Here is an 8,291-nt window from a genome sequence, read left to right as displayed (position 1 = left end):
GGGCTAGAGCAGAAGCACAAAGCCGAATCTTTTGGTACATCGAAGGCTTTTACAACCGCCAACGGCGGCATTCGGCGATCAGTTATCAGTCGCCAGACAACTACGAGCCGCTCTTCTTCAAAAGGGCTACTTAGGGAATAAAACGTGTCCGCTATTGCGAAGACAGGTCACTTCAGCAAACGGGCAGGATCTGCATGTCATCGGCATTGACTGCGTGCCCAGCAGCAAGAAAAAAAGCTGATGCTCACCTTTCCCCGCCCACCAGCTCCCTTAACGCCGTTTGCCGCAGCCCCGTGTCCTTGTTCGCCACAGCCATTGTCAAGGCCTTCCTTGTGCCGACAAACACCGCCAGCTTCCGCGCCCGTGTCAGGCCGGTATAGATCAAGTTGCGGAAGAGCATCCGGTAATGCTGGGTCATCACTGGGATGATGATCGCCTCGAACTCCGAGCCTTGCGATTTGTGAATGGTGATGGCATACGCCAAATCCAGCTCTGTGATCTGTTCGCGCTGATATTCCACCTCCCGCTGATCTGGGAAGAAGCAAATCCGCATGGTCATCTCGCCGTTATCCACAGCTGTGATCTTGCCAATGTCACCGTTGAACACGCCAAGATCGTAGTTGTTGCGCAGATGAATCACCCGGTCTCCCACCCGAAAAAGCCGCTCGCCGATCTTGATTTCCGCTCGTCCTTCCTGAGTCGGATTTACCGCCTCTTGCAGCATCTTGTTCAGTGAACCCGTGCCCAGGCTGCCCCGGTTCATTGGCGAGAGCACCTGAATCTCGCAGCCTTGGCCACAGTATTTGGGAATCCACTCTGTGTAAAGCCGCCGCACTGTGTCAACCGCTGTCATGCCGTAGTAGAGCGAAGACCAGGGATGCACCTTTTTCACTACTGAGGCTAATTCTTCAGCTGGGCTTTCAGCAGTGGCCACAGCGTACACGTCAGCATGGCGGAACTGCTCCGGCACCTCGAAACGCTGGTAAGGTTCCGGGGTAAAAGCAGCTGTTTCTGTGCCAAAGGGATCACTGCCGCCTGCTTGTTCCCGCTCCTCAATAGTCTGAAAATGCTGCTTGACCTTGGCGATAAACCCAAGCTGGGCCTGCGTTGCCTCGTCAGAGTCGATGAACAGACAATCGCTCGTCTTCCACAAGGCAGGTTGCTTAAAGGGCGAACTAATCTTCGGTGTTTCACCCCGGTTAATTTGATGGGCAAAGGTGATGATGCTCGACTGGCTGGCCTGGCGAAAGATCGTGTTTAGGGTGCAGACTGGGATGTAGCCTGAAGCAATCAGGTCTCGCAGGACATTGCCTGCACCCACGGAAGGGAGCTGATCTGCATCACCAATGAAGACCAGTGCTGTCTCTTCGCTGACTGCTTTGAGCAGGGAAGCAGTCAGGCTAATATCCAGCATCGAGCATTCATCGACGATCAGCACATCCGTGCGCAGGGGGGTTTCCTGGTTGCGCTTGAAGCCCGTGCCCTGATATTCCAGCAGGCGATGGATGGTCTTTGCCTCTGCGCCAATCACTTCCCCCATACGCTGGGCGGCCCGACCTGTAGGTGCGGCCAACAGGACCGAACGCCCCATTGCGCGGAGCAGAGCAACGAGCACTTTGGTGGTGGTTGTCTTGCCGCAGCCTGGCCCACCGGTGAGGATAGCCAACTGGCAGCAGGCAATGGCCTGCACTGCTGCCCTCTGTTCCTCACTGAGCTGAATCCCACTTTTTTCTCCATAGCGGTGTAGCCAGTCAACAATCCGCTCGACATTATGCGGCAGAGGACGCACCATTTTCCGCAATCGCTCGGCCACATATCGCTCATCATAATAGAGACTCTTTGCGTAATAGCACTGCTCCCGCTCCTGGCTTTTGCCTATAATTAATAGCCGCACCCGCAAGCTGTCTTGCTGCTCCATTTCATGAAGGAACAGGGCAATGCGGTCAGACAGATTGAGTTCCAAGAGCTGGGAGACCTGGGTGTCAATCTGGGCCTGCGTGAGCCAACAATGGCCCTGTTCCCGGCTGGCCGACAAGACGTGGCGGATAGCCGCAGTGATCCGCAATGGTGCGTCCTTACCAAAGCCAATAGACAGAGCCACCTTGTCAGCAGTGAAAAAGCCAATGCCATACAGGTCTTCGGCCAGGCGATAAGGATTGGCAGAAACTACAGCAATGGAGTTATCGCCGTACTGCTTATAGATGCGCACGGCAAAGAGGGTGGAAATGCCGTGTGTCTGGAGGAAAATCATCACATCACGGATGGCGCGATGCTCTGTCCAGGCCGCGCTGATCGAAGCCAGCTTCTTCTCGGCAATGCCCGGTACTTCGGTCAGCCGCTTAATTTGCTCCTCAAAGACCTCCAGCGTGTCTTTGCCGAAATGCTGGACAATCTTGTGCGCGGTCTTTGGGCCAATGCCCTTGATTAGGCCAGAGCCGAGGTATTTTTCCAATGCGCCTGCTGAAGCAGGTTTCAGTTCTGTGGCCTTGTCTGCCTTGAATTGACGACCAAAGCGGGGATGAACAATCCAAGCACCGGAAAACTGCATAGTTGCCCCAGCAAAGACCCGGAGCTGATGGACAATCACCGTTGCTGTGCCACCACGTGAGTCAAAAGGATTAACTCGCAGCACGGCCCAGCCGTTTTCTGGGTTATGATAGGTGATCCGCTCGACTACGCCGCTGAGGGTTTCCGGCGGGAGCTGGGAGGAAGGCAGAGGCAGCAGCACTGGTCAGCGGTCAGTCTGACAGAACTGCCGCCGCAGGAACTCGCATTCCAGCGGCGTGAGGTCAAAGCGCAGATTGGCTTCAGCAATTACTTTAATACGCTGCTTTTCGGGATGCTGCTGCATGGTCTCGCCAATCCAGGCCACGGCTTGCTGGAGATTGGTGGAGGTGGTGAGGAGGTCGGTTTGAGGCATGGTGGTTATATATAGTACCGCACGCACCACATCAGAGTCTTTTAGGAAGCAGCGGAACCAAGCAGCGCAATGCTCTGTTCACTGATTCTGAGTCAGGGAAATAAGGACGGAGATCAGACTCTAAAATAATAACATCGTCTTTTCTCGGCATGAACTCCTGCGTCTCAACTTCCCCGTTCTCTTTATGAAGAGAAACGGAATATCCTTCCTGCATCACTTTGTGATGCTTGCCGCGCACCCCACCTGTGAAATCGTATTCTGACCGCATCTCCTTCCCTGTTTTCTTCATGTCAGCAGCCCTCATAGAATTGTCGTTCTGCAACTGTTGCCTTGCGGCAGCTGATGATACGGATGTTTGCGCCTCGTTCGGTATAAACGACCACCAGCACACGGCCTCTGTCAGAGATGCCAATATCAATGTATCGCTGTTCCTGCGCGGAATGATCGGGATCGCTGATGGTGATGGAAAGCGGATCGAGGAAGACTGTTATCCCTTCGTCAAAAGCAATGCCATGCTTCTTTAGGTTCAACTGCGCTTTCTTTGCATCCCACTCAAAATTTGGTTTCATAGATATTCTCAAGAGGGGCATCAAAGTCAGCGTAGGTGGATCTGTCTTCTCCGCCTCTTCCACCATATCTCCCCGCTACTTACTCGCCTGAAGTTGCAGATGCCTCACTTCCTGCGTCTGCCAGCCATCGTGCATCCAGAGCAGCAGAAAGAGCATGGCAAAGAAGCTCAACAGATATCGCCAGAGCTGCGCTTTTTCTTTCTTGGGCGGAACAGGCAGCTCAGGTTCAGGTGGCAGCAGTTTACCTGCGGCAAAGAGGGCTATTTCCTGCTCAACCTCTTCTTCTGGTTTCTTGCCATGCGCTCGAAATTCCCGGGGATCAGAAGCAATCAAGGAAGGAAATTCAAGCGGCTCGGCAGGCGTACTTACCTCAATTCTGTTGTTCGAGACCTGCTCGCTAATTTTCAACTCCGCAACCAGACACAAGGTCAGCTCAGGAAATTGGCGGGAGAACTCGATGGCATTCCAGAGTTGATCGGCAGTTGGACTTTTCCGCTCTTCAGCAGTGCTTGAACTCTCGGCAGGCTGCGGCTTTCTCGTGGCAGGAGATTTTGTTTCATGGATATGCGAAGACATGACCTTCTCCCTCCTTGCCAACGTATTGCTGCCGCCACTGCTGACGGCGCATCATGCCTTGATTCTATCCCCTGAACAACAGGTTGTCTGCCGCAGTACCTTTTTTTATCGCCGCTTATTCGTGGTTCGAGAAGAGGTACTGGCCGTGGTCTTCCTGCGCTCTGGCGTTTTCTTTTTCAGACTCTTGGTTGCCTTCTTGGAATCGATGTCATAAGGGCTATCCACATCATATTCCTTGCCGTTAATAAAGATATCAAGGTCGCCGTCATCCTCAAAGCGGTATCTAAAAGGTGTCTGCGCGGAACTGCTGTATCGGTTCAGCAGATATTGTTTCCCCTGATAGGTAACAGCAACTGTATCTCTGGAGGTGTAAACAGCTGCAAAGGGCAGCGGTTCCTGTGAGCAGCCAGTGGCCATGCAGATACTCAAGACAACAATCGCCGCAAAGTAACGGCTTATTGACATGCTTCCTCCTTTGGTCATTGCAGACGATTTTCCACTGTTTAAAAGATACCATCTTCTCCTGGCTGAATAAACAAGAAAATGAAAAAAAGGCCGAAAAACGAAGAGAAGGCAGCTAGTTCTGAAGGAGATCTCCTGCGTAAGGCAACAAGAAGGAGTATGTTTCATGGTACAGCAAGAAGCAAGCCAGTTGAAGCGAAAAACGAACCTTTTTCTCCTGCTGGGTCTCGTTTCCTGCTCGCTGGTAAAGGAGTTTGGCTCGGCAAGAAAGGAGTTGAAGTCGGTAGGAAAGGAGTTCGGCTTGGCAAAACTCCTTTCCTGGTTAGCCACCAAGGAGTTTTGCCGACTCCAACTCCTTTTTTGCTCGGCAGAACTCCTTTGTTGCCAAGCCAAACTCCTTTCCTAGTCGGCCACAAAGGAGTCTGGCCGAGTACAACTCCTTTCTAAGTCGGCAGAACTCCTCTTTGGCCAAGCCAAACTCCTTTGTCAGCGAGCAAGAAAGGAATCTTTTCTAGGAGTTAAGCAGGAAATCCCGCGAAGGGAGCAAACGGTTCGCCCTGTTCTGCTCTCATCCGGGAGAGGCAGCGTGTTCTTCTGTCCTCTTGATCAGCTCGAGTGCCCTGTCAAAATTGAAGCACTCAATGCAGCCCTCTAATTGCCCAAAAGCCTGCTTGCTCATCAGCGGCCTGATGTTGGCCTGGTGTTCTTCCAGAGATTGGAGTGAGGAAAAATCTGACTGCTCCAGCAGGGTAGCGATCTGGCGCAGGGACTGGAGGGCAGCTTGCCGGTCGAAATCCGCTGGCACTTCTGGCCTTTCTTCATCAGAAGCCGGGCCTTCTTCTTTCTTGAAGTATGGTTTGAAATAAGCAACCACTCCCTCAACTTGCCGGGCGAGCTGTCGGAGTTGGTCGCCGAATTCTTCGGTCTTGCCGCTGTTCAATTCCGCTTCAATCTTGCCCGCGAGCATCTGAATGCCAGGGAGGCCGATGTTGCCTGCCACGCCCTTCAAGGTATGGGCGGCATACTGCCCGGCTTTGAGATCTTTGGCGGCGATAATCTGCTCCATCTGCTCGGTGATGTCCTGCTGTTCTCGGCAGAAGCTCCGCAGCAGCTTGAGGAACAGCTCCTCATTGCCCTCGAGTCGTTGCAGGCCGCCCGCTAAATCCAGGCCGACAGGTTGGATTGCGGTGCCGGTTTGCGCAAGCAGGGTTTTCATCAAGCAGCCGTTCAGCGGTGGATCAGCAACGCAGACCGACTTGTCGCCAATCCACCGGCTCAAGGCTGTAAACAGGGCGCGACGGCTGATGGGTTTGGCGATGTGGTCGTCCATGCCCATGCGGAAGCATTTATCCCGCTCCTCACTGACTGCATGGGCTGTCATGGCGAGAATCGGCAGGTCAACCCGGCCCAGTTCCTCGCGGATCTTCCGTGTGGCCTCGTAGCCATCCATGACCGGCATCTGAATATCCATCAGCACTGCGTCGAAATGCCCAGCAGCCACCGCAGCGACTGCTTCTGCGCCGTTGCTCACGGTCTCGACCTGCAAGTCAGCCTTGGCGAGAATTTCCTGGGCCACTTGTTGGTTGATTAGATTGTCCTCAACCAACAGAATCTTGGCTCTACGGATGCGGCGCAAGGCCGCAGTGGTCTCTTCCGCATTATCAAGTTCGCCGGTCTCGACCGACTTCTGGCCAAGCAGGGTGAACTCCAGGACAAAGGAGAAAACACTGCCCACGCCCAGCTCGCTTTCCACCGCCAGCTCGCCACCCATCAAGCCAACGAGCCGTTTACTGATGGTCAAACCGAGACCAGTGCCGCCGTATTTTCTGGCTGTTGAGCTGTCTGCCTGGGTGAACGACTCAAAAAGCTGGGAGATTTTCTCTGGGCGAATGCCAATCCCGGTATCAGCCACGGCAAAGCGGACAGCAACTTTTTCCCTCATCCGCTGTATCAGAGCCGCGCTGACCACGATCTCGCCTGCCTGGGTGAACTTAATCGCATTGCCGATCAGGTTGGCGAGCACCTGGTGGAGCCGCATTGAATCGCCAACAACCAGCTTGGGTAGCTCAGGATCAAGGGCCAGACGGAGGCGGATATTCTTGCGGCTGCTGTGCTCGTTGAACATCAGCATCAGCTTGTCGAAGAGATCTGCCAGGTCAAAGGAAATTTTCTCGATCTTAAGCATCCCAGCTTCAATCTTGGAAAAATCAAGGATGTCGTTGATGATCTCAAGGAGGCTTCTTGACGAGATTAAGATCTTGCGCACATAGTCGCGCTGTTTGTCGGTGAGGACAGTTTCAAGAGCCAGCTCGGCCAGATTGATGATGCCGTTCATGGGCGTGCGGATCTCGTGGCTCATATTGGCGAGAAACTCTGATTTCGCCGCTGTGGCTGTTTGTGCCCGATCCATTGCCTTGGTTAGTTCCTGATTGGACTCTTCCAGTCGTTGCCGGTAGGAAAGAAAGAGCAGGCGCACCTTGTGGGAGAAGAGAAGAGAAATGCAGAGCGCACCCAGCAGGATGAAGCAGAAGATGGCAAGGGATATCCGTATTTTTTCCTGAAAGATTTCCTGGTTATGTTCTCGTTTTAAACGAATCTGTGGCTGTATGTCGTCGTAATAAAAGCTACAGGCAATGATCCAATTCCATTTTTGATAGAGTTTGAAATAGGTCATCTTAGGCACCATCGTGTCGCCGCCTGGTTTTTTGTCTTTATAGCTGATAAAAACCTCGCCATACTCGACCAGCCCGGCCAGAAAGTTCTCGCGCAACTGTTTGCCTCCGGCTTCCTGAAATTGGCCGCTTAAAAGCACGTTGAGCAAATCAGGCCGACTCGGATTGACCAGCAGCGCAGCAACATCTTTGCCACCCTGAATGCTGTTCAAATCAAGGATGGACATATATTCATCCTCAGCCCGGCCTGTGTGCTGCTTAATAAATGCTGCGGCCTGCTGCCGAGTGTCGCGCTCAATCTCATCCATATACTCGCCTGTGCCGATATACCAGTCAAAGGGCGTAAAAGGGGTGACATAAGCCACTACATGGGAAAGTTTGTCAGGAGGATCGCCTGGCTTGTTCCAGAAATATTCATAGCCTCCCCCGCCCTTGCGAGCGATTTCCGTTAAACCGCTGAACACCTGAAGCCGGTTCTCATTGCTGTTGTCGTGAATGCTTTTTCCTTCAAGGGACGGGTCTGGAGGCCAGAGTTTGATGGTTCCAGACAAAGAACGGATGAAGAAACTGCGGCTACTGCTGTTTAGCTTAAAAGGGCGTACTGCCTCGACAATGAGTTGCTCCAGCTCAGGGCGCGGCATTTTGTCTTTGTTGTGATTGTACAGATGCAGGGCCATCGCGTGAATCTGTCGTACCTGGCTCTCTAAGCTCCGTCGTAACTGCACCAGCGACATCTGATGCCGCACCTCGATGCTTTGGATGAACTCCTGGACAGATAGCGTTACGCTCTTTTTTTTCTCATCAATATATTTCTTTTCAAGTTGCGCCAGCTCCAGTTCCAGGCCGATTTTGTAATCCCAAAAGGTGTGGGCAACGATGCCCAGCCACATCAACACCCCGACCAGACTGGAATTGAGGATGATCAGCTTGCCGATGTTTTCTTCGCTGAATATTTTCATGGTAAAGTTGCCGGAGAATGAGTATTGATAATGCCGGAGTTCCTATTTACCCTCCCGCCTCGGCGGAAGACAAGTACTATCCCTGCGCTGCCTGCTGTTTTCTGATCTTCCTTTGTTCTATTATCCTGCGCAT

General features: G+C 52.9%; 9 protein-coding genes. 1 reads left to right on the top strand and 8 read right to left on the bottom strand.

Features of this window, described 5'->3' with window-relative positions; all coding sequences use genetic code 11:
• A partial coding sequence (locus tag ACNKIB_RS09250; RefSeq protein ID WP_417908910.1) for an IS3 family transposase occupies positions 1-134 on the top strand: 134 nt, incomplete at its 5' end.
• Between the two features lie 110 nt (positions 135-244).
• Here the strand turns inward: ACNKIB_RS09250 and ACNKIB_RS09245 are convergent.
• From ACNKIB_RS09245 to ACNKIB_RS09210, 8 genes are all read right to left on the bottom strand, one after another.
• Positions 245-2,728, bottom strand: a complete 2,484-nt coding sequence (locus tag ACNKIB_RS09245) for an AAA family ATPase (protein WP_417910259.1) — start codon at positions 2,726-2,728, stop codon at positions 245-247.
• A 3-nt stretch (positions 2,729-2,731) separates the two neighbouring features.
• On the bottom strand, positions 2,732-2,920 hold the full coding sequence (locus tag ACNKIB_RS09240) for a hypothetical protein (RefSeq protein WP_417910258.1): 189 nt from the start codon (positions 2,918-2,920) through the stop codon (positions 2,732-2,734).
• A gap of 31 nt (positions 2,921-2,951) precedes the next feature.
• Entirely contained in the window at positions 2,952-3,209 is a 258-nt protein-coding gene (locus ACNKIB_RS09235; protein WP_417910257.1) for a hypothetical protein, read from the bottom strand.
• A gap of 1 nt (position 3,210) precedes the next feature.
• Entirely contained in the window at positions 3,211-3,489 is a 279-nt protein-coding gene (locus ACNKIB_RS09230; protein ID WP_417910256.1) for a BrnT family toxin, read from the bottom strand.
• A gap of 75 nt (positions 3,490-3,564) precedes the next feature.
• A complete protein-coding gene (locus ACNKIB_RS09225) occupies positions 3,565-4,065 on the bottom strand; it encodes a hypothetical protein (protein ID WP_417910255.1) in 501 nt (166 codons plus the stop codon).
• A gap of 105 nt (positions 4,066-4,170) precedes the next feature.
• Entirely contained in the window at positions 4,171-4,530 is a 360-nt protein-coding gene (locus tag ACNKIB_RS09220; protein ID WP_417910254.1) for a hypothetical protein, read from the bottom strand.
• Positions 4,531-4,849: 319 nt separating this feature from the next.
• Entirely contained in the window at positions 4,850-4,999 is a 150-nt protein-coding gene (locus ACNKIB_RS09215) for a hypothetical protein (RefSeq protein ID WP_417910253.1), read from the bottom strand.
• Between the two features lie 96 nt (positions 5,000-5,095).
• Positions 5,096-8,158: a cache domain-containing protein gene (locus ACNKIB_RS09210; RefSeq protein WP_417910252.1), complete on the bottom strand. Its 3,063-nt coding sequence runs from the start codon at positions 8,156-8,158 to the stop codon at positions 5,096-5,098.
• Between the last annotated feature and the right edge of the window lie 133 nt (positions 8,159-8,291).

It is taken from the genome of Candidatus Electronema sp. PJ (assembly GCF_048287395.1).
Classification (GTDB): Bacteria; Desulfobacterota; Desulfobulbia; order Desulfobulbales; family Desulfobulbaceae; genus Electronema.
Note: the sequence above shows the minus strand (reverse complement) of the source record. Positions and strands in the feature narration are given on the sequence as shown.

Coding starts and splice junctions, on each gene's coding strand:
- ACNKIB_RS09240 (WP_417910258.1), bottom strand. CDS start 2,920: ATGCCTCAAACCGACCTCCTCACCACCTCCACCAATCTCCAGCAAGCC.
- ACNKIB_RS09235 (WP_417910257.1), bottom strand. CDS start 3,209: ATGAAGAAAACAGGGAAGGAGATGCGGTCAGAATACGATTTCACAGGT.
- ACNKIB_RS09230 (WP_417910256.1), bottom strand. CDS start 3,489: ATGAAACCAAATTTTGAGTGGGATGCAAAGAAAGCGCAGTTGAACCTA.
- ACNKIB_RS09225 (WP_417910255.1), bottom strand. CDS start 4,065: ATGTCTTCGCATATCCATGAAACAAAATCTCCTGCCACGAGAAAGCCG.
- ACNKIB_RS09210 (WP_417910252.1), bottom strand. CDS start 8,158: ATGAAAATATTCAGCGAAGAAAACATCGGCAAGCTGATCATCCTCAAT.
- ACNKIB_RS09220 (WP_417910254.1), bottom strand. CDS start 4,530: ATGTCAATAAGCCGTTACTTTGCGGCGATTGTTGTCTTGAGTATCTGC.